Raw genomic sequence first — 26,579 nt, forward strand, 5'->3', positions numbered from 1 at the left:
AAAGGCGCACGCGCGGCTCAGGGACGCTCAGGGTCCGCTCCGGTCAGGTTGAACGTGGCGTGCTGCGCCGGCCAGTGGCGCAGCCACGTCAGGAAATCCCCGGGGGTCAGCGGACGCGCGAACAGGTAGCCCTGCATGGCCGCGCAGCCCAGCCGCAGCAGCTGCCGCACCTGCGCGGGCTCCTCGACCCCCTCGGCGATCACCTGAAGGTTCAGGGCGCGCCCCAGGCCCACGATGGCCGTGATGAGCGCCTCGGCCTGCGGGCCGTGACGGTCCGGCGCCAGGAACGACCGGTCGATCTTCAGGGTGTTCACTGGGAACGCGTGCAGGTAACTCAGGCTGGAGTACCCGGTGCCGAAATCATCAATGCTGACCTGCACGCCCAGCGCCCGCAGCGCCTCAAGGTTGCGCTGCACGTGCTCCACGTGACGCATCAGGATCGTCTCGGTCACCTCCAGTTCCAGCAGGTGGGCGCCCAGGCCGCTGCGGCGCAGTTCCTCCTGCACGGTGTCCAGGAAGGTGGGGTCCGTGAACTGCGCCGCGGAGATGTTCACGGACACCGGCAGCGCGTGCCCGGCCGTCACCCAACGCTGCGCCTGCTGGCACGCCTCGCGCAGCACCCAGCGGCCCAGCGGCAGGATCAGACCGGTGTCCTCCGCGACCGGAATGAACGTGGCGGGCGGCACCGGTCCGTGCGGCCCGTTCCAGCGCAGCAGGGCCTCGGCGCCCAGCACCTCGCCGCTCTGGGGGTTCACCTTGGGCTGGTACACGAGGTGGAACTGCCCCGCGTCCAAGGCGGCGCGCAGGTCATGCCGGAGCTGCTGCTGCCGCTGGTTCTCATCATGCAGCGCGCGGGAGTAGAAGTGGTGACGGTTTCGGCCGTCCGCCTTGGCGCGGTACATGGCCGCGTCGGCATGTTTGAGCAGGTCGTCCGGACCGTCGCCGTCTGCTGGGTACAGCGCCGCGCCCACACTGACCGTCACGTGCAGCGTCTGCCCCTCTACGACGTAGGGCGCAGTGACGGCGGACATGAGCTTGCGGATCACGGTCTGCACGTGCGCCGGGTCGTGCACGTCAGGCAGCAGGATGATGAACTCATCGCCCCCCTGTCGGCTGACTGTGTCCGACGCGCGCAGGCTGCCCAGCAGGCGGCGGGCCACCTCGCGCAGCAGTTCGTCCCCCACGTGGTGCCCCAGGCTGTCGTTCACGTCCTTGAAGTGATCGAGGTCAAGGAACAGCACCGCGAAGTTCACGCCCCGGCGCCGGGCCAGCCGGGTGGCCTGCGCAATCCGGTCCCGCAGCAGCACCCGGTTGGGCAGGTCCGTCAGCGTGTCGTGCTGCGCGAGGTGACTCATGCGCAGCGCCATGGCGCGCGTCTCGCTGACGTCATGAAAGACGATCACGGCGCCCAGCAGTTCCCCGTCGTCACTGATGATCGGCGCGGCGGAATCCTGCACGCTGAACAGCGTCCCGCTCCGGTCCCGCAGGACCGTGTCGCCCGCCATGCCCATGATGGTCCGCTGCGCGAGCGCGGCCCGCAGCGGGTTGGGAATGGGCGTCAGCGAGCCCTCCTGCGCCAGCGGCATGACCGTCTCGATGGGCTGCCCGGCCGCGTCCTCGTTCGTCCAGCCGGTCATGCGCTGCGCGACCGGGTTCAGGAACGTGACCCGCCCGTGCGGATCGGTGGTGATCACGCTGTCCCCGATGGACGCCAGGGTCACGCGGGCCAGTTCCCGCTGCTCCCGCAGGGCCTGCTCGGCCGTGCGCCGCGCCGTGACGTCCGTGCCCAGCGCGAAGAACCCACGCACCTCGCCGCCCTGCACGTCCGGCACGTAATGCAGCTGCGCGTGCCGCTCGCGTCCCGCCGGGTCGAGGATCGTCCGGTCAAACAGCTGCTCCTGCCCGCCCAGCACCGCCTCGATCATGGGCTGGTTCGCCCGGTACGTGTCCGGGCCGATCACCTCACTGATGTGCCGCCCCAGCATCTGCTCCGGGGTCTTCCCGAACCAGTCGACGTACATGCGGTTCCCGAAGCGGTTGCGGCCGCGCGCGTCCCAGTAGCCGATCATGGCGGGCAGGTTGTGCAGCACCACCTCCAGATCCTGCTGCACCTGCACGCGGGCCGTCACGTCCGACAGGATGCCGCTCACGCGGGTCACGGCGCCGTCCACGCTGCGCCCCGTGATCCGCCCGCGCACCGCCAGCCAGCGCTCCACCCCGTCCGCCCCCCGCTGGCGGTACTCGGCATTCAGCTGCTCCGCCTTGCCGTTCAGGTGCCGCCGGTAGGCCCGCAGGAGGCGGGAACGTTCGGCAGGACGCACGGCCTGCCACCAGTCCCGCAGATTCCCACGCAGCAGACCCGCGCCGCCCAGCTGAAGGCAGCGGTCCGTGCAGTCCAGCTGCCCGGTCTGCGGGAACCAGTCCCAGATGCCGTCCTGGCTCGCCTCGACCGCCACGCGCAGCCGGTCCGTGACGTTCTGAAGTTCCGTCACGTCCTGCACCTGCGAGAGCAGGCCAGCAGGCACCCCCAGATCATCAACCAGCAGGGACACATTCACCAGCGCCTCCACGACGCGGCCATCACGGTGCAGGTACCGCTTGCGGCGCTCGAACCCGTCCTGCTGGCCGCTCAGGGTCCGCTGCACCTGCGCCTCATCGCCCGGCAGGTCATCCGGGTGGGTCACGTCCCCCGAGGCGCGGCTCAGCAGTTCCTCCGGCGAGTAGCCCAGCGCTGCGCACAGGGCGTCATTGACGGCCAGGAAGGTCCCGTCCGGACGCAGCAGGGCCATGCCGATCGGAGAGCGGCGGAAGACGGCCTCGAACAGGCGGGCACGCCGATCAGGCACGCCGGGTACTCCAGGAAGACGAGCAGGGCATGACCGTCATCGTACTTGCCCGTAAGGCTCACGCACCCCAACCTCGACGAGCACGCGGGCCGCGCTGCATGGCCCCTGCATACGGCGCTCCGCTGCCGCATTCACGGCTGTGGCGGGTCCGGCATCATTCATGGCCCAGTGTGGCCCGAGCACCACGTGAGCGTCAGGTTGTGCGGCCCAGTTCCGCAGATCTCCCGGCCTAGTCTGGGACGCCTCCTGCGCTGTGCAGGGGCACCAGTCGAATGCACACCCGGTCCGGGTGCGCTCAGAGTATGTGGTCCTCTCTGCTTGGCCGGCCCGCTGACCCCTCTCCGTGGGCGCTCAGTGGCGCTGGGCCTGTTCCGGCTGAGCGTCGCTGGACGTCAGGCGAATCAGGTGTTGCCAGTCCATGAGGAGGTGATGCATCTGATCTTCCTGCGCGGCGTACGAGAGCGGTTTGATCAGGTAATCACTGGCGCCCGCGTCGGTGGCCGCCTGTCGGTCCTGTGGATCATTGCTGCCGCTCCGCACGACGACGTTCACGTTGCACAGCCGCCTGGACGCCCGCAGGGCAGCGAGAACGGCAAGTCCAGACATGCCGGGCAGGTGGAGGTCCAGCAGGATCAGGTGGGGTAGCTGCTCTGCCTCGTCCAGGTAGGCCAGGGCGGCCGCGCCGGACCGGACGCCGATCAGGTTCACGGTCTGCACCTCTCCCTCCAGCATGGCTTCCACCAGCAGGAGCTCTTCAACCTGATCGTCTACCAGGAGGAGTCGGAAAGGTTCCATCCTGGACAGTATGCGCGAGACTTGCGCCGAACACCTTCACGACGCAGCTTCAATGTTCAAATGATAAATGTTCCAAATGAAAATATCTCTGCGTCGGTGGTGAATGGCACACAACCTGGCACTGGGAGGGGCCACAACCTTCCTGAAGGGCGAACTGCCCAACTCTGCTGGGCAGTTCACCAGCAGCACTTCCAGCCAACACCCTGGCACCCGCCTGAGCATGCTCTAGAACAGCCCCAGCTTCTTTCTCGATCGGCTGCGCGGTCCATCAGTTGAGAGAGGCACGGGCAGCCCTGTGAAACAGAGGGATTCAGGGCTGCCCGACCGCGCGCCCACGCGGCCTGGATTGATCCACCGCGCCTCACTCGGCGGGTCCCTTCAGTGGACAATGGACGCCGAAGTGTAACTTCCTAATTGATGATGGCGCCTTCATGTGCCACCCTGACCTGTTATGACTTCTTCCCGTCACCTGTGCATCCTGCTGATCGACGACAATCCGGCCGATTGTCTGCTGGCGGAAGAGGCGTTCGAGATGCATGCGGAGCAGGTCACCGTGAAAGTTATCCAGGACGGACAGAACGCACTGAACTGGCTTCAGGCGCAGGCGGCGAAGGATTCACTGCCGGACGTGGTGCTGCTGGATGTCAACATGCCCGCCATGAGCGGCTTTGAGGTCCTGACGGCCATTCGCGGGGACACGACGTTCCGGCACCTGCCGGTGGTGATGCTGACCACGTCCGACCGGGAGGAAGATATTGACCGGGCGTACGAACTTGTCGCGAGTTCCTACCTGGTCAAGCGGCGGGATTTCCAGGGCTTCCTGGATCAGGTGGACAGCCTGGTGCGCTTCTGGAGTCAGGTCCGTTTCCGGCGGCGAACGAACCTGATGAGCTGAGGCCTGAGCGCAGCGCACGGACGCCGGTCGACACGAAGCCCAGGCGTCCGCACCGTGCTCGTCGTCCACGCTGGCCATGGGCGCACGGCAAGTGCGCCAAAACCGGGCCTTCACTGATCCCCCTGGCAGGTGGCGTGGTGCTCACTCAAGGGCACGGCTCAGCTTGAGTGGACTGGACCCGCGCCGGAAGCCAAAAGAACAACGCCTCCTACGTAGGAGGCGTCGATGTGTGGTGGGCGGTATAGGATTTGAACCTACGACCCTTCGCGTGTGAAGCGAATGCTCTACCGCTGAGCTAACCGCCCGTGTTGGTGGGCCCTGCCGGATTTGAACCGGCAACCAATCGGTTATGAGCCGACTGCTCTGACCGTTGAGCTAAGAGCCCTCAGAGCTTTATGGCCGCCCTGCATTCAGGGCGAGGGGAAGTGTACCAACGGCCCGGCGGGTTGTCAAACCCTCGTGGGCGCCGTTGCCTGAGTGTTGGCGGCGACCCGAGCGGTCCGGGCGGGTAGAGTGCGGGGCATGCGTGTCGTGCATGTGGCGTCCGAGGTGTTTCCGTTCTCGCGGTCCGGCGGGCTGGGTGATGTGCTGGGGGCGCTGCCCGCGCAGCAGGCCCGGCTGGGCGCGCAGGTGACGGTGGTGTCCCCGTGGTACGCGGACATCACGCAGGCGGTGCGGGAGGTGTGGCGTGGTCCGCTGGAGGTGCCGGGTTCGGTGCCGCTGACGGACGTGCGGGTGGGGGCGTTCACGGAGGGCGGCGTGCAGTTCCTGTTCGTGGGGCTGGACGCGTTTGACCGTCCGGGGTTGTACTTCCCGGATGACGTGTGGCGCTTCACGCAGTTCGGGCGGGCGGTGCTGCCCGCGCTGGAGCAGGTGGGGGTGGTGCCGGACGTGCTGCACGGGCATGACTGGCAGGCGGGTCTGGTGGTGGCGCGGGCGCGGCTGGCGGGCCTGCGGGCGGTATTCAGCGTGCATAACCTTCAGTACCAGGGGCGCTGGAACCTGATGGACGGGGTGGGCTGGACGGGCCTGCCGGACGGGGTGTTCACGGCTGAGGGCCTGGAGTTCCACGGGGACGTGAACCTGATGAAGGCGGGGCTGGTGTTCGCGTCGCAGGTCACGACGGTCAGTCCGACGTACGCGCAGGAGATCACCACGCCGGAGTACGGGGAGGGTCTGGATGGCCTTCTGATCCGCCTGACGCATGAGGGGCGTCTGAGTGGCATCCTGAACGGCCTGGATCAGGAGCGCTGGGATCCGCGGACGGACGCGGACATCACGCCGTTCGGGCAGCTGGCGGGCAAGGCGGCGTGCGGGGCGGCGCTGCGGGCCGAGTTCGGGCTGGATGACGCGCCCATCCTGGCGACCGTCAGTCGCCTCGCGGAGCAGAAGGGCATGGACCTGCTGATCGCGGCGCTGCCCGAACTGACGCGGGCGTGGAATGTGGTGGTGCTGGGCGGCGGTGATCCGCGCCTGGAGGCGGGGCTGCGCGAGTGGGACGCGCACCCGCGCGTGGCGTTCGCGCAGGGCATGAATGAGCCGCTGGCGCACCGCATCTACGCGGGAGCGGACGCGTTTGCGATGCCCAGCCGCTTTGAGCCGTGCGGCCTGTCGCAGATGATCGCCATGCGGTACGGGACGCTGCCGGTGGTGCGTGAGACGGGTGGGCTGGTGGACACCGTGCCGCACGAGGTGGGGTTCCGCTTTGCCGGAGCGACCCCGGAAGCTCTGGCGGACGCGTGCGCGGCGGCGAGGTTGACTTTCGATGACCACGCGGAGTGGGCAGCGCGCGCGCAGGAGGCCATGAGTCTGGATTTCAGCTGGGACGGCCCGACCCGGGAGTACCTGGGCCTGTATGCTCGGGTCCTGAGTGGGCCGCTGCGGCCCCTGGTAGGCCTGGAGCGGGCGTGACCGCGCCACAGGAGAGGACCGTGCACGTCGAGCGGCTGTCCGGGGAGGGCCTGACCACCGCGCTGGCCGCGCTGTATGACGCCCCGCAGGAGGCGGTCGCGTGGATGGCGGACGTGTGCACGGCGGCGTGGGTGGCCTTTGAGGTGCAGCCCGGCGACGATGGCCCGCGCGAGGTGGTCCTGGGCGCGGCTGGGACGCGGCCCAGCCCGGCGCACGGGGCGGAACTGCTGGGCGGCGTGTTCAGCGGGCCGCTGCGGGATGAGGCGGCGCTGGCGCTGGCGGACGCCGCACGTGCCGAGGTGGGCCGCGCGTACGTGTTCGCGGACGGGCACCTGTTCCCGCCGGAGCCGTTCCTGACGCTCGGCTGGCGTGAGACGGGCGCGTACCGCCGCCTGGAGGGCCGCGTGCCCTACCGGCACGTGACGCCGCCGGACGGCGTGACCCTGCGCACGCTGGCGGACACGCCCCACGCGGCGCGGCTGGAGGCGCTGCGCACGTACGAGGACCGCATCGGGCATCACGCGGTGCATGAGGACGCCGCGCGGGACGGCGCGGGGGATTTCGACGCGCACATTAGCGTGATGGCCCTGGATGACCAGGGCCGCGGGGTGGGCGTGTGCCGCGCCGCCATCGAGGACGGGCAGGGCCGCGTGGACGCGCCGGGCGTGCATCCGTTGTGGCGCCATTCGTCGCTGCGCTCGGCGCTGCTGAACGAGGTGAACACGCACCTGCGCGCGCGGGGCGTGACGCAGCTGAGCATGGATTCCTGGGGGGACACGCCCGAGGAGCTCGCGCACGACCTGAAGTGGGGTCTGCACGTCATGGATGAGACGCCGCTGCTCAGCTCTCCTTAAGGGGGTTCGGAGAGTTCGGGAGGTAGGCGCAGCCCTCTTCTCCTGTGGCGCACGCTCCACGTCTCACACCCCCTGAGGTACCATCGGGGGTGTGAATCTCGCGGTTGTGCTTGTGTCCCCCAAAACTCCGGGCAATATCGGGTCGGCGGCGCGCGCCATGCTAAACATGGGCGCGCGGGACCTGCGGCTGGTCGCGCCGCGCTGCGATCACCTGGATTCCGGCGCGGTGGCCATGGCGGTGCACGCCGCGGATCTGCTGCGTGGGGCGAAGGTGTACCCGACGCTGCGTGAGGCGCTGGCCGACCGGGACCTGAGCGTGGGCACCACGGCGCGCCTGCGGGCGGATCTGGCCCCGCCGCAGCATCCGGCGTACGTTCGCCCGCTGGTGCGCGCGGCGGCCGCGCCCGCGCTGGTGTTCGGGCCGGAGGAGACGGGGCTGATCAACAGTGACCTGGAGCAGTGTCAGGTGGCGGTGCGCATCCCGACCGGGGATTACGCGAGCTTGAACCTCGCGCAGGCGGTGCTGCTGGTGTGCTACGAGTTCCTGCAGGGGCAGGAGGATCTGCCCGAGCGGCAGCGCAAGACGGCCACGCGTGAGGAGATGGAGGCCCTGTACGGGCACCTGCGCGAGACGATGACCCTGATCGGGTACACGGACGCGGTGCGCGCGCGGCACACGCTGCGGCTGTGGCGGGCGGTGCTGGACCGCGCGCTGATGAGCAGCGCCGAGAGCCGCCTGTTCCGCGGCCTGCTGCGGCAGGTGCAGTGGAAGGTCGACGACGCCGCGGCGCGCGGCACGACCGAACCCAGGACCGCTCCGGTGGCGGGCGCACCGGCGGGCGACGAACAACTCGAAGACTGAGGTGCGTGGTCCCGCTGGTCGCACCGCCTTCTGCCCGCGCGGGACGGGCGGCCCGGCCCCCCGGGCCTAGACTGGGGGCATGACGGACGCTCCTGCGCCGCGCCAGCCCACTCCTGACGCCCTGACCCCCGACCTCTCCCCCGCCCCGGACGCGCTGGAGGACACCCCGGTGCGGGGGCGCGGGCCGCGCAGTTTCCGCCTGTCGGACCGCGTGCGGGTCGTGCGCAACGTGCTACCGCCGCTGATCGTGCTGGTGGTCGGGGTGGTGGAGTTCCTGATCTCGCTGCTGCGCAGTCCCACGCAGGAACTCTGGGCGCACCTGCTGTTCTACGGACTGGTGGGGCCGGCCGTGACGTACTTCAGCGTGGAATGGATCGCGGAGGGCACCCGCGCGCGTGAGCGGGCCGAACGGCAGCTGCTGGACCTGTACGGTGAGCTGCGGGTGTCGCACGCGCGGCTAGGCGCGGTGCAGGAACTCATGCGCGACCTGTCGGACGCGGCGGACATGGGCGCGGTACTGGACGTCGCGGCGCGCGGCGCGGTCCGCGTGACGGGCGCGCAGCGGGCCACGCTGACCGTACCGGGCGGCCTGAGTGGCACAGCCCGCGCCGACGGGGCTGAACCGGCGGGGCCGCTGCACCCGCTGAAGGTGCCGGTGCCGGGCGGCGGGGCGCTGGCGCTGCACTTTCAGGAGGCTCCCCCGGCGGACGCGGAGGCCCTGGCGCAGGCGCTGGCAGCGGAGGTGGCGCGCGGCGTGGAGGCGGTGCGGCAGCGGACGCTGGACCTGATGACGCTGTACTCGGTGGATCAGAGCATCCGCGCGGAGCGGAACATGCGCCGCCTGCTGGGCCGCGTGACGCACGCCATGGCGGGCCGCGTGGGCGCGGGCGCGCGCGCGGTGGTCCTGAGTGACCAGGACGGCGTGCTGCGCCTGGAGTACGCGCAGGACGCGCACGGCGAGCGGCGAGGCGGGGTCGCCCCGGCGTTCGCGCAGCGGGTCGCGCAGGCCGAGGCGCCCCTGAAGGCCGCGGAAGCAGAGGCCGGGGAGGTCTTCCCGGAGGCGCGCAGCGTGCTGGGCCTGCCCATGCGGGACGAGGAGGGCCTGGTGGGCGTGCTGCTGCTGGGCGACCCGGACCCGAACGCCTTCGATGACGCGCGGGTGTCGCTGCTGGGCCTGATGGCGGGTCAGGCAACACTGGCGGTCCGCAACGCGCGGGCGTACCTGTACTCGGAGGAACTGGCGATCAGTGACGAGCGCGCCCGCATTGCCCGGGAAATCCACGACGGGGTGGCGCAGTCCCTGGCCTTCGCGGCGCTGAAGCTGGACCTCGTGGCCCGCCAGCTGCACTCGGACCCCGCGAAGGCCGAGGCGGAGGTGCGCGCCGCGACGACGCTACTGCGCGAGCAGATCCGCGAGGTGCGCCGCTCGATCTTCGCGCTGCGCCCCATTGACCTGGAACGCTACGGCCTGCTGGAGACCGTGCGGCGGTACGTGCTGGATTTCGGCGAGCAGAACAACCTGCGCGTGAACCTGAACGTCAGTGGGGACGTGCACCTCGCACCGGGGGACGAGGCGGTCGTGTTCCGCATCCTGCAGGAGAGCCTGAACAACGTCGCCAAGCACGCCCGCGCGCAGGAGGTCAAGGTGACGCTGCACGGCGCGGAGCAGGTGACGCTGCGTGTGCAGGACGACGGCGCGGGCTTCGACCCGGAAACCATCACGGGCCGCGTGAGCAGCGCGGGCGGCCTGGGCCTCCTGCAGATGCGTGAACGGATCGAGGCGCGCGGCGGGCTGTACCGCGTGCTGTCCAGTCCGGGGCACGGCACGCTGGTCGAGGCGGAACTCCCGCAGGGCTGACCGGTCAAGGGCACGTGCCGCGGTCAGCGCATGGATCAGCAGGTCTGCTGGATGAATTCCAGCATGGAGTAGCTGCTCCGCTGTGCAGCTCTGCTCCTTGCGCGCCGACCGGGCCGGAGTTTTCGGTCCTGGCGGTCACCTGGCCGTGCACCTGCCTGCCCTAGTGCGCGCAGCGACGCAACAGGGCGTTCACGTAAGTCACGACGACAGGGGCCGAGGTCAGCCGGGCCACCCTGCCGTGCAGCCTCCCGGATGGAGCGGCAGGTACGGCTCGACGGGCTGCGCGCCTGGGCTCCGTATCAGACGGCTGCACGGGGCTCATTCCGGGGTAGGTCAGCCGGGCAGCGCGGCGCGGATCTTCGTTTCCATGCCTTTCAGGACGCTGGGGTGGCGCAGGGCGTTCACCAGGGCGCGGGTGGCGTGGTGTTCGCTGCCGCCCAGGGCGCCCTGAAGGTGGTCCTGGATGGCGGGGTGCAGGTGCCCGCGGGGCCACAGCAGGTCGCGCAGCAGGTCGGCGGCGGGCAGGTGCGTGACGGCGCCGTCGCCGCTGCGGGTCAGGCGGAGGGTGGCGTGGCCGTGCGCGTCGCAGGTCAGGGTGGCGTGGACGGGGTGCCCGGCGTGGCGGGTGACGTGTTCCAGGGTCTGCTGGAAGGCCTTCACGAGGTTCAGGGCGAGGCTGCGGCCCAGCAGGGTCAGGCGTTCGGGGTCGTGGGTGGTGACGCGCAGGGTGTGCGTGAGTTGCCGGGCGAGGCGGTCGCCTTCGGTCATCAGGGCGGCGTGGGGGTCAGGGGCGGCGGGGTCGGGCGTCATGGGTCTCCGGGGGGTGGACTGTCTGGACAGGTAGGCCGTGGCGGGGTGGGGGCGGCGGGAACCGATGAAGGCAGGGTTTGAGCGGCTTAGTGTAAGCTCATCGGGTATGAACGTCATTGGGAAAGTCACTGTGCTGCCTCAGCTGCCGCCCAGCATCGCGCGGCTGTCTGAGCTGGCTTACAACCTCTACTGGTCGTGGACGCCGCACGCTCAGGCGCTGTACGAGGAACTTGACGCCCCAAATTGGGAGCGCTTCCAACACAATCCGGTCCGTCAGCTGCTCGAGGTGCCCCAGGCCCGCCTGGAACAGGCCGCCGCCGACCCCGCATACCTCGCGCGCTACGCGAAGGTCATGGCCGACTTCGACGCCTACATGGGCAAGCAGGACACCTGGGCCGCGAAGAACGCCGCCAGCATGAAGCCGGTCGCGTACTTCAGCATGGAGTACGCCTTCCACGAGTCCCTGCCCATCTACTCCGGCGGCCTGGGCGTCCTGGCGGGCGACCATTGCAAGAGCGCCTCGGACCTCGGGATTCCCTTCACGGCAGTCGGCATGCTGTTCCACCAGGGCTACTTCCGGCAGCTGTTCGACAAGGACGGCTGGCAGAACGAGGCGTACGACGAACTTGACCTGACCACCCTGCCCATCACGCCGGCCCTGACCGAGAAGGGTGAGGAGGCGCGCGTGAAGGTCCGCATCGGCGAGCGCGACGTGCACGTCCGCATCTGGAACCTGAACGTGGGCCGCATCAAGGTGTTGCTGCTCGACACGAACGTCCCCGAGAACAGCGAGGACGACCGCAAGCTCACGGCCCGCCTGTACGGCGGCAACCAGGAACTGCGCGTGCAGCAGTACGTCCTGCTGGGCGTCGCGGGCATCCGCGCGCTGCGCGTCCTGAACGTCCCCGGCGACGTGTACCACATGAACGAGGGCCACGCCGCGCTGCTGGGTCTGGAACGCACCCGCGAGTACGTAGCGCGCGGCCTGGACTTCAAGACCGCCCTGGAAACGGTGGCCAGCTCGACGCTGTTCACCACGCATACGCCCGTCGCCGCCGGGAACGACGCCTTCGCGTACGACCTGATGGACCGCTACATCGGCGCGTGGCCCGCGCAGCTCGCCACCAGCCGCGACGAGCTGTACCGGCTCGCCGAGCACGAGCAGATGTGGGACGGCCACCCGGTGCCCACCTTCTCCATGACGGTGTTCGCGCTGAACATGAGCCGCGCGGCGAACGGCGTGTCCGAACTGCACGGCGAGGTCAGCCGCGACATGTGGAAATTCCTGTACCCCGGCGCGGAAACCGAGGAGGTGCCGATCGGGCACGTCACGAACGGCGCGCACAACCTCACGTTCACCAGCCAGGCCATGCGGGACCTGCTGGGCACCGTCTTGCCCGTCGACTGGACCGAGCGGCTGGAAGACGAGCAGATGTGGACGGCCGTGGAGAAGCTGACCGACCAGCAGCTGCAGGACGTGCAGCGCGACATGAAGCGCGACATGATCACCTTCGTGCGCGGCCGCATGCGCGAGCAGATGCTCCGCAACGGGGCGTCCGCCGCCGACGTGGCCGCCACCGACACCCTGCTCGACGAAAACACCCTGACCATCGGCTTCGCGCGCCGCTTCGCGACGTACAAGCGCGCCACGCTGCTGTTCCGCGACAAGGCCCGCCTGAGCCGCATCGTGAACCACCCCGAGCGGCCCGTGCAGTTCGTGTTCGCCGGGAAGGCCCACCCGGCCGACAACCCCGGCAAGTCCTTCATCCAGGAGATCTACAAGATCAGCCAGGAACCCGAGTTCCGCGGCAAGATCGTCATCCTGGAAAACTACGACATGCACGTCGCCCGTCACCTCGTGCAGGGCGTGGACATCTGGCTGAACAACCCCCGCCGCCCCCTGGAGGCCTCCGGCACCAGCGGCATGAAGGCCAGCTTCAACGGCAGCCCCAACCTGTCCATCCTCGACGGCTGGTGGCGTGAAGGCTACGACGGCACGAACGGCTGGCCCATCGGCGAGGAACGCGAGTACGCCGACCTGAACGTCCAGGACGACGCGGACGCCTTCAGCATGTACCACACGCTGGAAACCGACATCACCCCCCGCTACTACGGCGGCCTGAGCGGCCAGCCCAGCTGGGCGTCCACGGTGCGCCGCGCCATCCAGACGGTCAGCCCGCGCTTCTCCATGCAGCGTCAGGTGATTGACTACGTGCAGAAGTACTACCAGCCCATCGGGGAGCGCGGCGCGAAACTGGCCAGTGGGAACAGCACCCGCGCCCGCGAGATCGCCGCGTGGAAGGGCTGGGTCCGCCAGCAGTGGCCCTACACCACCCTGACTGCCCAGGCGCAGCTGCCCGCCACCGCCCACCCCGGCCAGACCGTCCCCGTGAGCGCGCAGGTGAACCCGGCCGGGATCAACCTGGACGAACTGCGCGTCGAGGCCGTGCTGAACCGCGGCGGCCACCTGACCCGCGTGCCCCTGACCAGCCGCGGCGGCGGCACGTACAGCGCCGACCTGCCCCTGAAGGACAGCGGCCTGTACTCGGTCGGCGTGCGCATGGTGCCCGTCCTGGACGGCCTGAGCAACGACCTGGAAGCGGGCCTGATCAAGTGGGCCTGAACCCCTCCTGACCTTCGTTTCCCCCTCCCCGACCGGGAGGGGGTTTTTCGCTGTCTGCACGCTCCCTGACGCGGTGACAGCCCCGCCGCAGCGGCGCCCGGTACGCTCAGGCATGAGCGAGCAACTGGAGCGTGGGAAACGCAAACGCGCGCAGGTCATGGGGCAGGAGTACGTGGACCGGGCGTTCAGTGGGGATCCCGAAGCGTTCGGCGCGGACTACCAGCGCTTTCTCACCGAGTACGCCTGGGGCGCCGCGTGGGGCCGCGGAAACCTAACCGACCGGGAGCGGCACATGGTCACGCTGGGCATCCTGGCCGCGCTGGGCCGCGAGCGGGAGTTCGAGGGGCACGTCCGCGCCACCCGCAACACCGGCGTGAGCGAACGGGACCTGAGCGACGTGCTGCATCAGGTGGCGATCTACGCGGGCGTCCCGGCGGGCCTGAGCGGATTCACCATTGCCAGGCGGGTGCTGGAGGAGCGGGACTAAGCATTCCGGCGGAGCAGACACCCGCGCCCGCCACACCCGCGGGGAGTGCTCTAATGCCCGCCATGTCCTGCGTTCTGCCCCGCCCTGTCCTCCGGCTGCCGGCTGCGGCGTTCACCTGCCGGCACCGCGCCGGCGCGTGGACGCCCCGCCGGGGACCCGTCCAGTGTCCGCTCGTCTCTGCCCGGGTTGAACGGCGTTGACCAGCACCGCACCCGCAGGCCGGTTCAGCCTGCCGCCCGTGCCGTCCCTGCTGCTGGCCATGCTGAGCATTCAGGGTGGCGCGGCCTTCGCGAAGACGCTGTTTCCCACGCTGGGCCCGGCCGGGACGACCACGGTCCGCGTGGCGCTGGCCGCGGCGCTGCTGATGCTGGTGTTCCGCCCCGCCCTGCACCGCCTGACGTGGGTGCAGTGGCGCGCGATCCTGCCGTACGGCGCGGCGCTGGGCCTGATGAACCTCGCGTTCTACGAGTCGCTGCGGCTGCTGCCGCTGGGGCTGGCGGTCACGCTGGAGTTCGTGGGGCCGCTGCTGCTGTCACTGGCGCTGTCGCGTCGCCCGCTGGACGTGGCGTGGGTGGCGCTGGCCGGGCTGGGCATCGTGCTCATCTCGCCCCTCGGCAGCGGCGGGGCCACGAACGCACCGGTCATGGGGATCGTGCTGGCGCTCGTGGCGGGCGGCATGTGGGCGCTGTACATCCTGGCGGGGGGCGCAGTGGGCCGGCGGGTGCCCGGGACGACCGGTGTGGTCGCGGGCATGCTGGTGGCCGCGCTGGTGACCGTGCCCTTTGGGGTGATTCAGGCGGGTCCGGCCCTCCTGGCGCCGCACGCGTTGCTGCTGGGGCTGGGCGTGGCGGTGCTGTCGAGCGCCCTGCCGTACACCCTGGAGATGCGGGCCCTGCGCGCCATTCCCGCCCGGATCTTCGGGGTGATGATGAGCGTCGAGCCGGCCCTAGCGGCCCTGAGCGGCCTGCTGTTCCTGGGCGAGCGCCTGAGTGCCGTGCAGTGGGCCGCGATGGCCTGCGTGATCGCCGCCAGTGCGGGCATCAACCTGACCGGCCGGGCCAGCGCGCACAGCGAACCTGAGCCCGTGAACTAGGGGAACAGGCGCAGGCCCGCCAACGGGGACGCTGCGCGGGCCTGTCTGACGTGCGGCGGATCTGCCCGCCGCGTCCTTACCAGCCGGCTTTGGTGGTAGTGGTGTCCTGACCGCTGCCGGTCATCAGGAGGCCCAGCTGGGTCTCGGTGGCGTTCGCGGCGTTCACCTCGCCCACGACCTTGCCCTCGTACATGACCAGAATCCGGTCGGCGAGACTCATGACCTCACCCAGGTCGGCGCTGACGAGCAGCACGGCCAGGCCCTGGTCGCGCGCCTCGACGATGCGGGCGTGAATGAACTCGATCGCGCCGATGTCCACGCCGCGGGTGGGCTGGCTGGCCACGAGGATCTTGGGGCCCTTGCGCATCTCGCGGGCCACGATGATCTTCTGCGCGTTCCCGCCGGAGTAGCTCCCGGCGGGCAGCGTGGCGCTGCGGGGGCGAACGTCGTACTGCTCGCTCAGGGCGCGGGCGTTTTCCTCGATGACGTCCTGCTTCAGCAGGCCCATGGGGCCGGCGAAGGGCGCGCGGTCATGCTCGCCCAGGATGAAGTTCTCGGCGGTGCTCATCTCGAGCACCAGGCCGCGCTCGTTGCGGTCCTCGGGCACGTGGGACAGGCCGCTGGCCTCGACGTCGCGCACACCGCGGGCGCTTTTTCCCAGGTACGTGATCTGCCCCTGGTACGGGTGGAGGCCGGTGATGGCCTCGACCAGTTCGCTCTGACCGTTGCCCTCAACGCCCGCAATGCCGACGATCTCACCGGCGCGCACCTGGAAGCTCACGCCGTCCACGGCGTTGCGGTGCTCGCCCTTGACGATGACGTTTTGCACGTCCAGCGCGACCTGTCCGGGCGTGGCGGGCGCCTTGTTGACCTTCAGGGTCACGTCGCGGCCGACCATCATGCGGGCGAGGATCTCGGTCGTGGCGCCCTGGGTGGGGATCGTGCCGATCATGCGGCCGTCCCGGATGACGCTGATGGTGTCGCTGATCTGGAGCACCTCATGCAGCTTGTGGCTGATGAACACGACGGCGTTGCCGCTCTTGGCGTACTGGTTGACTAGGAAGTCGAACAGTTCGTCCGTCTCGCTGGGCGTCAGGACGGCGGTGGGCTCGTCGAGAATCAGGATGCGCGCGCCGCGGTAGAGGGTCTTGAGAATCTCGACTTTCTGCTGGAGACCGACGGGCAGCTCCCCCACGATGGCGTCGGGGTTCAGGGCGAAGTTGAACTGCTTGATGAGTTCCGCGACGCGCTTGCGGGCCGCGGCGTAGTTGATGGAGCCGCCGCTGGTGGGTTCCATGCCCAGGATGACGTTCTCGGTGACGGTCAGCGTCTCGACGAGCATGAAGTGCTGGAAGACCATGCCGATGCCGCGCTTGATGGCCTCGCTGGGGTCGCTGAGGTTCACGACCTCGCCGTCCACGACGATCTCGCCGCTGGTGGGGGGCTGGATGCCGTACACGATCTTCATCAGGGTGCTCTTGCCCGCGCCGTTCTCGCCGCACAGGGCGTGCACGCTGCCCCAGCGGACCTGCATGGAGATGTTGTCGTTGGCGAGCACGAGGGGGAAGCGTTTGGTGATGCCGCGCAACTCCAGCGCGTTCGGGGAGTTGTGCTGAACCGCGCGCAGAACGTCGGCCTGTGGAACAGTCATAACATTCAGTCTAGCCTTCACGGGCTCGTCTGGACAGACCCTGCGGGGGCGGCGCAAACCGCTAGGCTGTGCGCATGCGGCAGCCCATCACGGCCCTGATGCGCACCCCAGCCGAGGCGCACGACCTTGCCCTGAGCTGGGCCCGGGCGGACCTGCCGTTCTTCGCAGCGGGCGCGTGTCACGTGCTGGCGTTCGCGTTCCTGGAGCGGTACCCGCGCTCGGGGTTCTGGCCCCGCTTCATCCGGCCCGCGCCGGGCTTCCGGGGGGCGCACGTGTACGTCACGGACGGGCAGCTGGCCTTTGACGCCCAGGGGTTCGTATCAGAGGCCGAGCTGCTGCGGCTACATACGCTAGCCCTGCGGTCGATGCAGCCCGGCTGGCAGGGGGAGGTTCAGGAGATCAGCGTGCCACTGGCCGAGTTCTGCGCGGGCCAGCAGCACCGGCCGCCCTGGGCTTACCCGGGGGACGTGTGGGCACGGGCCCAGCGGTACCTGAGGACCTTTCCCGATCCGACGACCGTGACAGCCGATTCACTGGCGCCGCCTCACTGACCTGGGTAGCGGCCGGCGGCCACCACGGTCCCCTTCCGGATGAGGCATGATGAGAAGTACATGGAAACGTTGTGGTTGATGATCACGAACCTGGGTCGTGACGAGGTCTTCATCGTGGTGCTGGCGCTGTTCACGTGGTTGGTGCGGCCGCAGGGGGGCCGGGAGCTGGGCGTGGCGTTCGCGCTGAGTTACCTGCTGAACTCCGCACTGAAGTACGGTCTGAACCTGCCCAGGCCCTTCACGAACGACCCGTCGCTGGCGTCCGAAGCCGCGCGCGCCACGGCGGGCGGTCCGGGTCTGCCGAGCGGGCACGCGCAGATGAGCGCGACGCTGTGGCTGGGCATCGCGGCGCAGTTGCGGTCCACGGGCTTCACGGTGTTCGCCGCGCTGCTGGTGGCGCTGATCTGCGCGTCGCGGCTGCTGCTGCACGTGCACTACCCCAGTGATATCGCGGTGGGGCTGCTGCTGGGCGCTGTCTTTGCGCTGCTCGCGGCGCGGGTGCACTTCCCGCAGGCGGGCCTGCTCCGCTGGGGCGTTCCGGCGGCGCTGCTGCTTGCCGCGGCGTTCATTCCGGCGGGCGCTCCACGTGAGTTCGGCACGGGCCTGGGCCTGCTGGCGGGCTTCTGGGCGGCGCGGCCCACGTTCTCGCCGCCCCGGGACTGGGCGGGCCGCCTGATCGTGGCCGCGCTGGGCCTGATCATGGTGTTCGCGGTTTACTTCGCGCTGGCTGCCCTGCCGCATGAACTGAAGGACCTGGGTGTGGTGCGGACGCTGCGGTACGCGCTGCTGGTGCTGGTGGCCGCCGAGGGCGTCCCCCTGGCGCTGCGGCGCTGGCTGCCCGCGCAGCCCGTGACGCCGCAGGGCGCGGCGCAGGCCGTACACTGACCTCCAGTTCAGTTCAGTCCGTGACGTCTGGCTGCGTTGCCTTCCCGTTCCTCCTGCCCCCGCCCCCGTCCCCTGTGGAGGCCCCATGAACCACCGTGCCCTGCCCGCCCTGATTCTCTTCGCCGCGCCCCTCCTGGCGGGCGCCGCCGCCCTGGCACAGGGGTCAGCTGGGCTCAGTGCGGCCCTGGTGGCGGGTCCGCCCGATCTGGCCCACGGGGCGGTCCTCGCGGAGACCTGCGCGACCTGTCACAGCCCCACCAGCCGCGCCCCCGTCCTGAAGGGCGAGTCGGCCGCGCTGATTCAGGAGGCGCTGGTCGCCTACCGCAGCGGCGCGCGCCGGGGCGGTCCGATGCCGGGCGTTGCCGCGCGCCTGAGTGACCAGGACATCGTGGATGTCGCCGCGTTCTACGCCGGGACGCCCGCCAGCGCCGCAGCCACACCACCCGCAGCGGCCACCCCAACTCCTGCGGAGCCAGCTGCCGCGACCCCCGCAGCGCCGACCCCGGCTGCGAAGGCCGCGCCGGACGGACAGATGATGTACCTGGAGGGCGACCCGGCCCGTGACCTGCTGGCCTGCGCCGTGTGCCACGGCGAGGACGGCCGCGGGGCGGACGCGGTGGGCATTCCGGCCATCGCGGGCCGCAGCGCGCAGGAGGTGCTGGCGACGCTGAAGACCTACCACGTCATGCCGGCCGTGGGGATCGCGTACCCGGACGCCATGCGCATCGCGGTCAAGCCGCTGTCCGAGGCGGACATGCAGGCCGTCGCGACGTTCGTGAGCACCCTGAAGTAAGGCGCCCCTGTCCCGCGCCCCCTGGTCAGCCAGGGGGCGCCTGCTGTGCGCCTGAACGGGGACCGGTTGGCCTGACCCCCGGACCCCTGCGCCCGCGCCGTCAGCGGACGCGGACGGCTTTCGTGGCGGGTTGCCGGCGGATCCAGCTCACGAAACGCTGCACGTCCTCGTGGGTGCGCAGGGTGTCCAGGTCGCTGTACTCGCGGGCCAGTTCGGCATTCGTGAAGGTGCGGTGCAGGAACTTGTGGCAGGGGCCGCACAGCATCGTGGTGGGCAGGTCCGTGACACGCAGGCCCTGGCGGCGCCCCTGCGAGCGGGGCAGCAGGTGGTGCTCGGTCAGCTGCGGCACCGCCCGCTCGCACAGCGCGCACGTGGGCGTGGGCTGGGGCGGCGGGGGCCACGTGGACTCGGGCTGGCGGCGGGCCATCAGGCGCCCAGGATAGGCGCGACCCCCCGCACACTTCTGCGCGGGGGGTCGCAATCCTGCCGGGGGCTTACAGGCGGGTCAGGTTCGGGTACTTCTGGATGGCCTCGTCCTCGGTGAGGAATTCGCCGGGCGCGTCGGGGCTCCAGACGACGTCCGCGCGGATCAGGTCGCCCGGAGCGACGCTGCTGATGGCACTCAGGGCGGCGCGGGCTTCCTGAGCGGTAGTCACGCCAGCGGGCGGCAGGCCCGCCAGGGCGTGGGCAGCGGCCATGATCGTCACGGCCAGGTACTGCTGGCTGGGGTCGGCCTTGAAGGTGTAGTCGCTGCGGCTCTGGTAGCCGCTGCTGGGGTCCTGGTTCTGGTAGTTGCTGGTGGTCTGCTCGGTGAAGGCGGCGCGGGCCTCGGTGGCCCAGGCGCCCACCTGACTGTCGGCGGTGCTGGCCGAGCCCTGGGCGCGCTGCACGTTGCCGTACACCCAGCGCTCGGGGTGGCGCAGCGCGACCAGCGCGGCCTCCTGGAGCATGCGGGCCAGGCCCTCGTTCGTGTCGGGGTCGCCGGTCTGCGCGACGCGTTGCAGGGCCCGCTTGACCTCGTCGCCCTCGGCGAGAAGCAGCTGCACGCTGACGGCCTGGGCGGTGCCGCTGACGCTGCTCAGGCCGCGCACGCCGCCCCCCAGGCTGCGGCGCATGGTCATCACGACGGCGAAGATCACCACGCCGAAGATGATCAGTCCTATCAGGCCGAAGCCGCCGCCGCCGGTGCTGTACCCATACCCGCCACCGTAGCCGCCGTTGTTGATGATGATCGGACCGCTGTACCCGCCGCCGTAGCCACCGCCGTAACTGCCGCCGCGGGAGGAGCTGCCGCCGCTGTACCCGCCGCCGGAGCGGGAACTGCCGGAGCTGCCGGAACTGCGGCCCCCGAAGCCCCCGCCGGACTGCGCGTGGGCAACGGAGGCGAGCAGCGTGGTCAGGACGAGCAGCAGGGCCGCCAGCAGCAGCAGGCGGCGCGGAGCTGCGCCGGGGTGGGCTCGGGTCATGCGTCAGTCTACGGGGCGCGCGGGCCGCCCGTTCCAGCAGCGGCCCTGCACGCTTCCTTCACGCCCGGGGCCGGGCAGGCCGGGGGCTACACTGCGGGGATGAAGCGTGTGATCACCCTGACTGCTGACGCCTGGGAGGCTTTCCTGGCGGGCCTGTACGAACGAGATGACCGCCTGGACCTGCGCCAGGACGGCGAAACCTACGCCCGGGATGAGGTGGTGGACACCTGGGTGATGAGTGGTCACGCCGAGGCGCTGCGCAGCGCCGAGGTGGACGGTGACCTGTGGGGCACCCTGGAAGACCTGGAGGAGTCAGCGCCCGATGAGGAGGCCGCCTGGGCGAAGATCACGGCGTTCTACCTGGAGCGCGGCTGCGTGCTCGTGCAGGTGGATGGTTACGACGAGCCGGAGGAGTGGATTCTGGGTGAGGGGCTGGCGCGGCGCCTGGGTCTGCTTCCGGCCTGATCGGCGCTGCATCAGGAAGCCCTGAACGCCGTGTAAATCGCCGCTCATCCTGCACAGATGAGGGGGGCGTAGGCTGACTCTCATGAAAAGCGACCGTCATTTTCCCGTGAAACGACTGCTGCTCCTGGGCGCCCTGGTGGGCGCGGGGGCGTACTACTTCAGCCGTGAGCAGAACCGCCGGGCGCTGGACGCCAAGCTGGCCGAACTGGGCCTGAAGGACGCCGCGCATGACGTGGGTTCCAGCGTCACCAAGGGCTGGGAGAAGACCAAGGAGGCCGCCAAGGACGCCGGGGCCGTCATTGCCGACAAGGCCGGCGAGGTGAAGGACGCCGCCGCCGGGGGCGCGCAGGCCGCCGCGGACAAGGCCAAGGAGGTGGCCGGGGACGTGAAAGATGCCGTGCAGGGCGCCGCCGCGAAGGCCGGGGACGCCGCCAAGGACGTGGCGGGCACCGCCAGCGACAAGGCTTCAGACGTGAAGGCCGCCGCTCAGGACAAGGCGGGTGACTTGAAAGCGGCCGCGCAGGACAAGGCGGGGGACGTGAAGGCAGCGGCCCAGGAGAAGGCCGCCGAGGTCAAGGCGGAGACTCAGGCGAAGGTCGCGGACGTGAAGGCGGACGCGCAGAAGACCGCGAACGACGTGAAGGGCGCCGCCCGCGACGTCAAGAACTCCTGAGCTGCCCAGAACAGGAGCGCGCCCCGCCAGTGACTGGCGGGGCACGCTCCTGTTCTGGGCTCAGCGGCGGGTGAAGTCCGCGCCCTGCGGCAGGTGTTCCAGCCACGCGGCGATGATGTCCGTACAGGCCTGCACGTCGCGCTCATCGACCATCTCGCTGGGCGAGTGCATGTAGCGGTTGGGGATGCTGACCACCGCGGTGGGTACGCCCGCGCGCACCAGGGTCAGGGCGTCGGCGTCCGTGCCGGAGTAGCGGCCCGAGGCGCTCAGCGTGAAGGGCACGCCCGCCTCGCGGCCTGCGTCGGTCATCTGGCGGGTCAGGACGGGGCTGACCATCGGGCTGACGGTCAGGTTCGCGCCGGACCCGAAGGGCACCACGCCGTACTTCTTCTCGCTCACGCCGGGCTGCTTGGTCTCGTGCGTGACGTCCACGGCGACGCCCGCCACGGGGTTCAGGTGGTACCCGCCGAGTTGCGCGCCGAAGCAGCCTATCTCCTCCTGGCTGGTGCCCACGGCCACCACGCGGTACGGGAGGTTCTTGTCGGCGACGGCCCGCAGCGCTTCTAGCACGATGAACGCGCCCACGCGGTTGTCCAGCGCGCGGCCCACGACGCGCGTGCCGACCATGATGGGGCCCTGCTCGATCACGGCGTACGTGCCGACCGGCACCTGCTCCTTGACCTCGTCCGGGCTGAGGCCCAGGTCAATCCAGAGGTCCTCGATCTTGCTCGCCTTGGTGCGCTCCTCTGCTTCCATGACGTGAATGGCCTTCTTGCCGATCACGCCGATCAGGTCGCCGCCGGGCGCGAGCACGCGGATGCGCTGCCCCACGAGCACCTGCGGGTCCCAGCCGCCAACCGGCAGGACACTCAGGAAGCCCTCGTCCCCGATGTGCGAGACGATCAGGCCGATCTCGTCCAGGTGGCCCATCAGGGCAATGGCGGGCGCGTCCTCGGGGCCGACCTCGGCGTACACGTTGCCGTAGTGGTCCTCGTGCGTGCGTGCGAAAGCGTCGGCCTCGGCGAGCCACACGTCGGCGGCGCGGCGTTCCAGGCCGCTGGGGGCGGCGGCGTCCAGAAGCTTGAACAGAAATTCCCGGTTGAGACTGGTCACGTCCGCGAGTCTAGAGCCCGCAGGCCCCGCATCCGCCAGAATGCGGATGGTCATGCCGGACTCTTCCCCCACTCTGCTTCCCCCGCCAGACATTCAGGTGCGCGCCGAGGTGCTGTTCCTGGCGGCTCACAGCCAGCCCGGGCGGCTGGTGTTCGCGTACGTCATTCACATCGAGAACCGCAGCGATCAGACGTGGAAGCTGCTGGCGCGCCACTGGGACATCGTGGACGGGCTGGGGCGCGAGGTGAGCGTGGACGGCGAGGGTGTCGTGGGTGAGCAGCCGGTCCTGCCGCCCGGCGGGTCGTTCACGTACGACTCGTTCGTGACGCTGGAGGCCGCGCCCGGGCACATGAGCGGGCACTACGTCATGCAGGACGCCTGGGGCGCGCGGGTGCAGGTACCGATCCCGGCGTTCGGGCTGAGTGAACCGGGCGCCCGCCTGCTGAACTGAGGTCAGACCAGAACGCCGGCCCCGCCGGGCCGCTCGTCGAGCACGGCGTCCGGCACGCCGGCCAGGGCGGCCTGCACGACCTCCAGGCCCGCGCCGGGCTTGTGGCCCTGTTCGCTGATGGTACGTTTCCAGTGGCGCGCGCCGGGCTGCCCGGCGAAGAGGCCCAGGGTGTGTTTCATCATGCGGTTCAGCGGCTGCCCGGCCTGAAGCTGCGCGGCGACGTAGGGCAGGTACGCCTCGATGGCCCCTCGGCGCGTGACGGGCGGGGTGTTCTCTCCGAAGATGTCCGCATCCGCGCGGGCCAGGATGAACGGGTCCTGGTACGCGGCGCGGCCGATCATGACGCCGTCCGCCCAGCCCAACGCGTCCTGCGCGGCGTCCAGCGTGAGCACCCCGCCGTTGAGCACGACCGTCAGGTGCGGGAAGTCGGCTTTCAGCTGGCGCACCACCTCGTGCCGCAGCGGCGGAATCTCACGGTTTTCCCTGGGGGACAGGCCCGACAGCCAGGCCTTGCGGGCGTGCACGATGAAGGTGCCGCACCCGGCGGCCTCCACGGTCCGGACGAAACCGGTCAGGTGTTCGTAGCTGTCGAGGTCGTCAATGCCGATGCGGTGCTTGACGGTCACGGGCAGGGTCGTGGCGGCGCGCATGGCGCCCACGGCGCGCGCCACGACGTCCGGGGTGCCCATCAGGCACGCGCCGAACGAGCCGCTGCTCACGCGGTCACTGGGGCAGCCGCAGTTCAGGTTCACCTCGTCGTACCCGTAGTCCTGCGCGATGCGGGCGCACTCCGCCAGGGCCGCGGCGTCACTGCCGCCGAGTTGCAGGGCGACCGGGTGCTCGCCCGTGTCGAACGCGAGGTGCCGGTCGCGGTCGCCGTGCAGGATCGCGCCGGTCGTGACCATCTCGGTGTACAGCAGGGTGCGGCGGGTCAGGGTGCGGTGGAAGACGCGGCAGTGCCGGTCGGTCCAGTCCATCATCGGCGCGACCGACAGCGTGTGCGGCGGGCGGGTCTGTGCGGGGCGGGCGGGAGCACTCATCAGCCCGTCAGTGTACGCCGCGCCCCCCGCACCGAATCGTGAGGCGGGTATCCTGCGGCGCATGCTGCTCAGCGCCTCTCCCCTGCCCGGCTGGCCGGACGTGCAGCCGCTGGACCCGGCGACCCTGGCGGGCGCGGCGGGCGTGCTGTTGCCGCACGACGGCGGCCCGGTCGCGGACCTGCGGGATCAGCCGCAGCGCTGGGCCCTGCTTACCGACGTGACGGCGGCGCTGCGGCGTGGCGTGCCGGTCCTGGGCTGGGGCACGGGCGCGGCGCTGCTGGGCCGCGCGCTGGGCGCCCGGGTACACGGGGCTGCGGGAGCGGAGCGGGCGGCCCTGCCACGCGGCGCTTCCCCACACGCCTGGAGGGGCGACGTACCCCTGCACTGGACGCAGGGGCGGGCGGTCGCCTGGGCGGACCCGGAACTCCCCGAGCGGGTGCGGACTGAGTTCCTGGCGGCCCTGCCCGGCTGGGCGGACCGCACGCCCGGCTCTCCGCTGGAGGAGGTCGGGGGCCTGCCCGCACTGGAGGCAGTCGTGACCGAGTTCTACGCCCGGGCCCGCCGCGACCCACTGCTGGGTCCAGTGTTCGAGGCTCATGTGCAGGACTGGCCTGCGCACCTCGCGCGCGTCACGGCCTTCTGGGCGACGATGCTGGGCGGCCGAGATCTGACCCGCTGGCGCGGGAACCTGAACGCCGCGCACGCGGGGCTGGGCGTACGCGGCGAGCACCTGCAGGCGTGGCTGGCGCTGTGGTCGGCCACCGCGCACGATCTTCTGCCCCCGCCTGCGGCGGACCTGCTCACGCGGCGGGCCGGGGCGATGGGCGCCCGGCTGGGTCCACGGCGCCACTGAGCGCCTCAGCGGGCGTAGCGGCGGCCCGTGTAGTTCGTGAACACACCGATGCCGTAGCTGACGCGCCGCACGCTGTCCAGGACCGCGTGGCCGTTCCAGGCGATGCCGGCGCTGCTGCCCCCGTCGAGCAGCAGGGCGTCGCGGACGCCCAGGCGCAGCAGCAGTTTGCCCATCTCGGTGGTGGTGAGTTTCGCGTGCGTGCTGACGAGCACGAGGTCGCGGTTGCTGACGAGGCCCACGGCGCTGCGCGCGGCGCGCCCGAACAGCGCCGGGTCGCGGAACGCGGTGCTGTAGCGCGTGACGACCTGCCCGCCGCTGAGGATGCGCGGGCCGGTGGCGATCACGGTTTCCATGCCGGTCCAGGTGGTGTCCAGCGGGCGGCCCAGCAGGGCGGTGGCGCTGGGGCGGATCGCGGCGCGGTTGTCGGGCGTGATTGCCAGCGCCTGCGGGATGCGGCCCCAGGTGAGGAGCCGCCCCTGCATGACGATGTCCCCCGCGGGCGCGAAGGACTGCGGGTGAAAGTAACTGCCGTTCACGAGGACGCGCGCGCCGCTGCGGCGCGCCAGTTCACCCACCCGCGCGCCGGAGTTGAACACCAGTGCCCGCCCGGGCAGCACCGGGGCGACCAGGGTGCTGCGCCAGCGCAGGTCCACGTTCGCGATCTGCACCGGCACGTTCAGAGGTTGGAGGCGCTTGAACGTCACCGGGTCCCGCTGCGGCTTCGGGGGAATCGGAACGGGCACCCGGGACGGGACCAGCAGTTTCTTGCCGGGTACGATGTGCTTGAAGCTGCTCAGGCCGTTCAGGCGGCGCAGGTCGTCCACGCTCAGGCGGTAGCGGGCGGCCAGGGTCTGTGGGGTGTCCTTCACGCCTACCCAGACGTAGCGGTACACGACCCGCACCTCGGTGGTAGGACGAGGTGGGGTGGCCGGAGCGCGGCCCCGCGCGGGGATCTTGAGGCGCTGCCCGACGGCCAGCGCCGTCCCCTTCAGGCTGTTGCCCGCCTGGAGGGCCGAGACGGTCACGCCGTACCGGGCGGCAATGGCGCTGAGCGTGTCGCCCTTCTTGACGGTGTACGCGCCCTGACCGCTGGCGGGGCGGGCGGGCGCGGCTGCCCCCACGAGCCGGAGGACCTGACCGACCCGGATGGTCGTGCTGGTCAGGCCGTTCATGCGTTTGATGTCCGCCACACTGACGCCGGTGCGGGTGGAGATGCGGAAGAGCGTGTCGCCACTCTTGACCTTCACGCTGGCCGGGACCGCCAGCGCGGCGGAGCCCAGACTGGCCAGCAGGAGAGAGAAAAACAGTCGCCGCATGGGGTCACACCTGATCACAGTTGCCCTCCCGGGTCGTGAACTGAAGCTGACGTGACGTTCATGCCCGGACGCTGTCCCACAGCCCGTCCGGTGCCCTCAGTTATGACATGAAAAGCCCGACGCGTTTCTGATGGGCCCACCGGTGTGTGAGTTCCCATGAGAATGCGGCCATCAGGCGCTATTCAGGAGGTCGGCTGGGCCCAGGCATCCGCAGAAGCGGGGGCCAGGGATGACCAAAAGGGCAGCCCCGCCAGGCTTCGCGGGGCTGGATGACGGAACCTGCTTCTT

24 protein-coding genes and 2 tRNA genes are annotated in these 26,579 nt (G+C 70.4%); 15 read left to right on the plus strand and 11 right to left on the minus strand.

The window, feature by feature from the left end:
- Positions 1-17 precede the first annotated feature (17 nt).
- Together IEY63_RS05205 and IEY63_RS05210 are read right to left on the minus strand one after the other, a co-directional pair.
- Positions 18-2,846, minus strand: a complete 2,829-nt coding sequence (locus tag IEY63_RS05205) for an EAL domain-containing protein (protein ID WP_189067845.1) — start codon at positions 2,844-2,846, stop codon at positions 18-20.
- Positions 2,847-3,197: 351 nt separating this feature from the next.
- Positions 3,198-3,641, minus strand: coding sequence for a response regulator (locus IEY63_RS05210; RefSeq protein ID WP_189067846.1), 444 nt, complete (start codon positions 3,639-3,641; stop codon positions 3,198-3,200).
- 451 nt (positions 3,642-4,092) lie between these two features.
- On the opposite strand from IEY63_RS05210, the gene IEY63_RS05215 reads away from it, so the two are divergent.
- Positions 4,093-4,536: a response regulator gene (locus tag IEY63_RS05215; protein WP_189067847.1), complete on the plus strand. Its 444-nt coding sequence runs from the start codon at positions 4,093-4,095 to the stop codon at positions 4,534-4,536.
- Positions 4,537-4,766: 230 nt separating this feature from the next.
- Here the strand turns inward: IEY63_RS05215 and IEY63_RS05220 are convergent.
- Together IEY63_RS05220 and IEY63_RS05225 are read right to left on the minus strand one after the other, a co-directional pair.
- Positions 4,767-4,841: transfer RNA gene (locus tag IEY63_RS05220), tRNA-Val, on the minus strand.
- Between the two features lie 4 nt (positions 4,842-4,845).
- Positions 4,846-4,921, minus strand: a tRNA-Ile gene (locus IEY63_RS05225).
- 137 nt (positions 4,922-5,058) lie between these two features.
- On the opposite strand from IEY63_RS05225, the gene IEY63_RS05230 reads away from it, so the two are divergent.
- The 4 genes from IEY63_RS05230 to IEY63_RS05245 all read left to right on the plus strand — a co-directional run bounded on the left by IEY63_RS05230 (position 5,059) and on the right by IEY63_RS05245 (position 10,021).
- Positions 5,059-6,447: a glycogen synthase gene (locus IEY63_RS05230; protein ID WP_189067848.1), complete on the plus strand. Its 1,389-nt coding sequence runs from the start codon at positions 5,059-5,061 to the stop codon at positions 6,445-6,447.
- Positions 6,444-7,301, plus strand: a complete 858-nt coding sequence (locus IEY63_RS05235; RefSeq protein WP_229784494.1) for a hypothetical protein — start codon at positions 6,444-6,446, stop codon at positions 7,299-7,301. Before IEY63_RS05230 ends, IEY63_RS05235 begins: the two co-directional genes overlap by 4 nt.
- 91 nt (positions 7,302-7,392) lie before the next feature.
- Positions 7,393-8,163 (plus strand): RNA methyltransferase, encoded by a 771-nt coding sequence (locus IEY63_RS05240; RefSeq protein WP_189067849.1) that lies wholly within the window; start codon positions 7,393-7,395, stop codon positions 8,161-8,163.
- Positions 8,164-8,242: 79 nt separating this feature from the next.
- Positions 8,243-10,021: a GAF domain-containing sensor histidine kinase gene (locus IEY63_RS05245; protein WP_189067850.1), complete on the plus strand. Its 1,779-nt coding sequence runs from the start codon at positions 8,243-8,245 to the stop codon at positions 10,019-10,021.
- Between the two features lie 333 nt (positions 10,022-10,354).
- Here IEY63_RS05245 and IEY63_RS05250 read toward each other — a convergent pair whose 3' ends face one another.
- Positions 10,355-10,831, minus strand: a complete 477-nt coding sequence (locus tag IEY63_RS05250; protein WP_189067851.1) for a hypothetical protein — start codon at positions 10,829-10,831, stop codon at positions 10,355-10,357.
- A 106-nt stretch (positions 10,832-10,937) separates the two neighbouring features.
- On the opposite strand from IEY63_RS05250, the gene glgP reads away from it, so the two are divergent.
- From glgP to IEY63_RS05265, 3 genes are all read left to right on the plus strand, one after another.
- A complete protein-coding gene (glgP, locus tag IEY63_RS05255; RefSeq protein WP_189067852.1) occupies positions 10,938-13,454 on the plus strand; it encodes an alpha-glucan family phosphorylase in 2,517 nt (838 codons plus the stop codon).
- Between the two features lie 112 nt (positions 13,455-13,566).
- Positions 13,567-13,941 (plus strand): carboxymuconolactone decarboxylase family protein, encoded by a 375-nt coding sequence (locus IEY63_RS05260; RefSeq protein ID WP_189067853.1) that lies wholly within the window; start codon positions 13,567-13,569, stop codon positions 13,939-13,941.
- Positions 13,942-14,200: 259 nt separating this feature from the next.
- Complete coding sequence (locus IEY63_RS05265; RefSeq protein WP_189068082.1) at positions 14,201-15,034, plus strand: EamA family transporter; 834 nt, start codon at positions 14,201-14,203, stop codon at positions 15,032-15,034.
- 76 nt (positions 15,035-15,110) lie between these two features.
- On the opposite strand, the gene IEY63_RS05270 is transcribed toward IEY63_RS05265, so the two are convergent.
- The gene (locus tag IEY63_RS05270; RefSeq protein WP_189067854.1) at positions 15,111-16,685 is read right to left on the minus strand and encodes an ABC transporter ATP-binding protein; all 1,575 of its coding nucleotides are present in this window, start codon (positions 16,683-16,685) and stop codon (positions 15,111-15,113) included.
- A gap of 74 nt (positions 16,686-16,759) precedes the next feature.
- Between IEY63_RS05270 and IEY63_RS05275 the strand changes: the two genes are divergently transcribed.
- From IEY63_RS05275 to IEY63_RS05285, 3 genes are all read left to right on the plus strand, one after another.
- On the plus strand, positions 16,760-17,236 hold the full coding sequence (locus IEY63_RS05275) for a hypothetical protein (protein WP_189067855.1): 477 nt from the start codon (positions 16,760-16,762) through the stop codon (positions 17,234-17,236).
- Between the two features lie 60 nt (positions 17,237-17,296).
- Complete coding sequence (locus tag IEY63_RS05280; protein WP_189067856.1) at positions 17,297-18,121, plus strand: phosphatase PAP2 family protein; 825 nt, start codon at positions 17,297-17,299, stop codon at positions 18,119-18,121.
- Positions 18,122-18,206: 85 nt separating this feature from the next.
- Positions 18,207-18,914 (plus strand): c-type cytochrome, encoded by a 708-nt coding sequence (locus tag IEY63_RS05285; protein WP_189067857.1) that lies wholly within the window; start codon positions 18,207-18,209, stop codon positions 18,912-18,914.
- A gap of 100 nt (positions 18,915-19,014) precedes the next feature.
- On the opposite strand, the gene IEY63_RS05290 is transcribed toward IEY63_RS05285, so the two are convergent.
- Complete coding sequence (locus tag IEY63_RS05290; RefSeq protein ID WP_189067858.1) at positions 19,015-19,341, minus strand: HNH endonuclease; 327 nt, start codon at positions 19,339-19,341, stop codon at positions 19,015-19,017.
- A 67-nt stretch (positions 19,342-19,408) separates the two neighbouring features.
- The gene (locus tag IEY63_RS05295) at positions 19,409-20,380 is read right to left on the minus strand and encodes a DUF1517 domain-containing protein (RefSeq protein WP_189067859.1); all 972 of its coding nucleotides are present in this window, start codon (positions 20,378-20,380) and stop codon (positions 19,409-19,411) included.
- A gap of 99 nt (positions 20,381-20,479) precedes the next feature.
- Between IEY63_RS05295 and IEY63_RS05300 the strand changes: the two genes are divergently transcribed.
- A complete protein-coding gene (locus IEY63_RS05300; RefSeq protein ID WP_189067860.1) occupies positions 20,480-20,845 on the plus strand; it encodes a hypothetical protein in 366 nt (121 codons plus the stop codon).
- An 82-nt stretch (positions 20,846-20,927) separates the two neighbouring features.
- Positions 20,928-21,518 carry a desiccation-associated late embryogenesis abundant protein gene (locus tag IEY63_RS05305; RefSeq protein WP_189067861.1) on the plus strand — a complete coding sequence of 197 codons (591 nt, stop codon included), beginning with the start codon at positions 20,928-20,930 and terminating at the stop codon, positions 21,516-21,518.
- 60 nt (positions 21,519-21,578) lie between these two features.
- Here the strand turns inward: IEY63_RS05305 and IEY63_RS05310 are convergent, their stop codons facing one another.
- Positions 21,579-22,631 carry a M42 family metallopeptidase gene (locus tag IEY63_RS05310; RefSeq protein WP_229784495.1) on the minus strand — a complete coding sequence of 351 codons (1,053 nt, stop codon included), beginning with the start codon at positions 22,629-22,631 and terminating at the stop codon, positions 21,579-21,581.
- A gap of 52 nt (positions 22,632-22,683) precedes the next feature.
- Here IEY63_RS05310 and apaG point away from each other — a divergent pair, with 52 nt between their 5' ends.
- Positions 22,684-23,082 (plus strand): Co2+/Mg2+ efflux facilitator ApaG/CorD, encoded by a 399-nt coding sequence (gene apaG, locus IEY63_RS05315; protein ID WP_189067863.1) that lies wholly within the window; start codon positions 22,684-22,686, stop codon positions 23,080-23,082.
- A gap of 2 nt (positions 23,083-23,084) precedes the next feature.
- Here the strand turns inward: apaG and dusA are convergent, their stop codons facing one another.
- Positions 23,085-24,122, minus strand: a complete 1,038-nt coding sequence (gene dusA, locus IEY63_RS05320; protein ID WP_189067864.1) for a tRNA dihydrouridine(20/20a) synthase DusA — start codon at positions 24,120-24,122, stop codon at positions 23,085-23,087.
- A 61-nt stretch (positions 24,123-24,183) separates the two neighbouring features.
- Here dusA and IEY63_RS05325 point away from each other — a divergent pair, with 61 nt between their 5' ends.
- Positions 24,184-24,975, plus strand: a complete 792-nt coding sequence (locus IEY63_RS05325; protein ID WP_189067865.1) for a group III truncated hemoglobin — start codon at positions 24,184-24,186, stop codon at positions 24,973-24,975.
- A 5-nt stretch (positions 24,976-24,980) separates the two neighbouring features.
- Here IEY63_RS05325 and IEY63_RS05330 read toward each other — a convergent pair whose 3' ends face one another.
- A complete protein-coding gene (locus IEY63_RS05330) occupies positions 24,981-26,291 on the minus strand; it encodes a LysM peptidoglycan-binding domain-containing protein (protein ID WP_189067866.1) in 1,311 nt (436 codons plus the stop codon).
- Between the last annotated feature and the right edge of the window lie 288 nt (positions 26,292-26,579).

Source organism: Deinococcus radiotolerans (assembly GCF_014647435.1).
GTDB lineage: Bacteria > Deinococcota > Deinococci > Deinococcales > Deinococcaceae > Deinococcus > Deinococcus radiotolerans.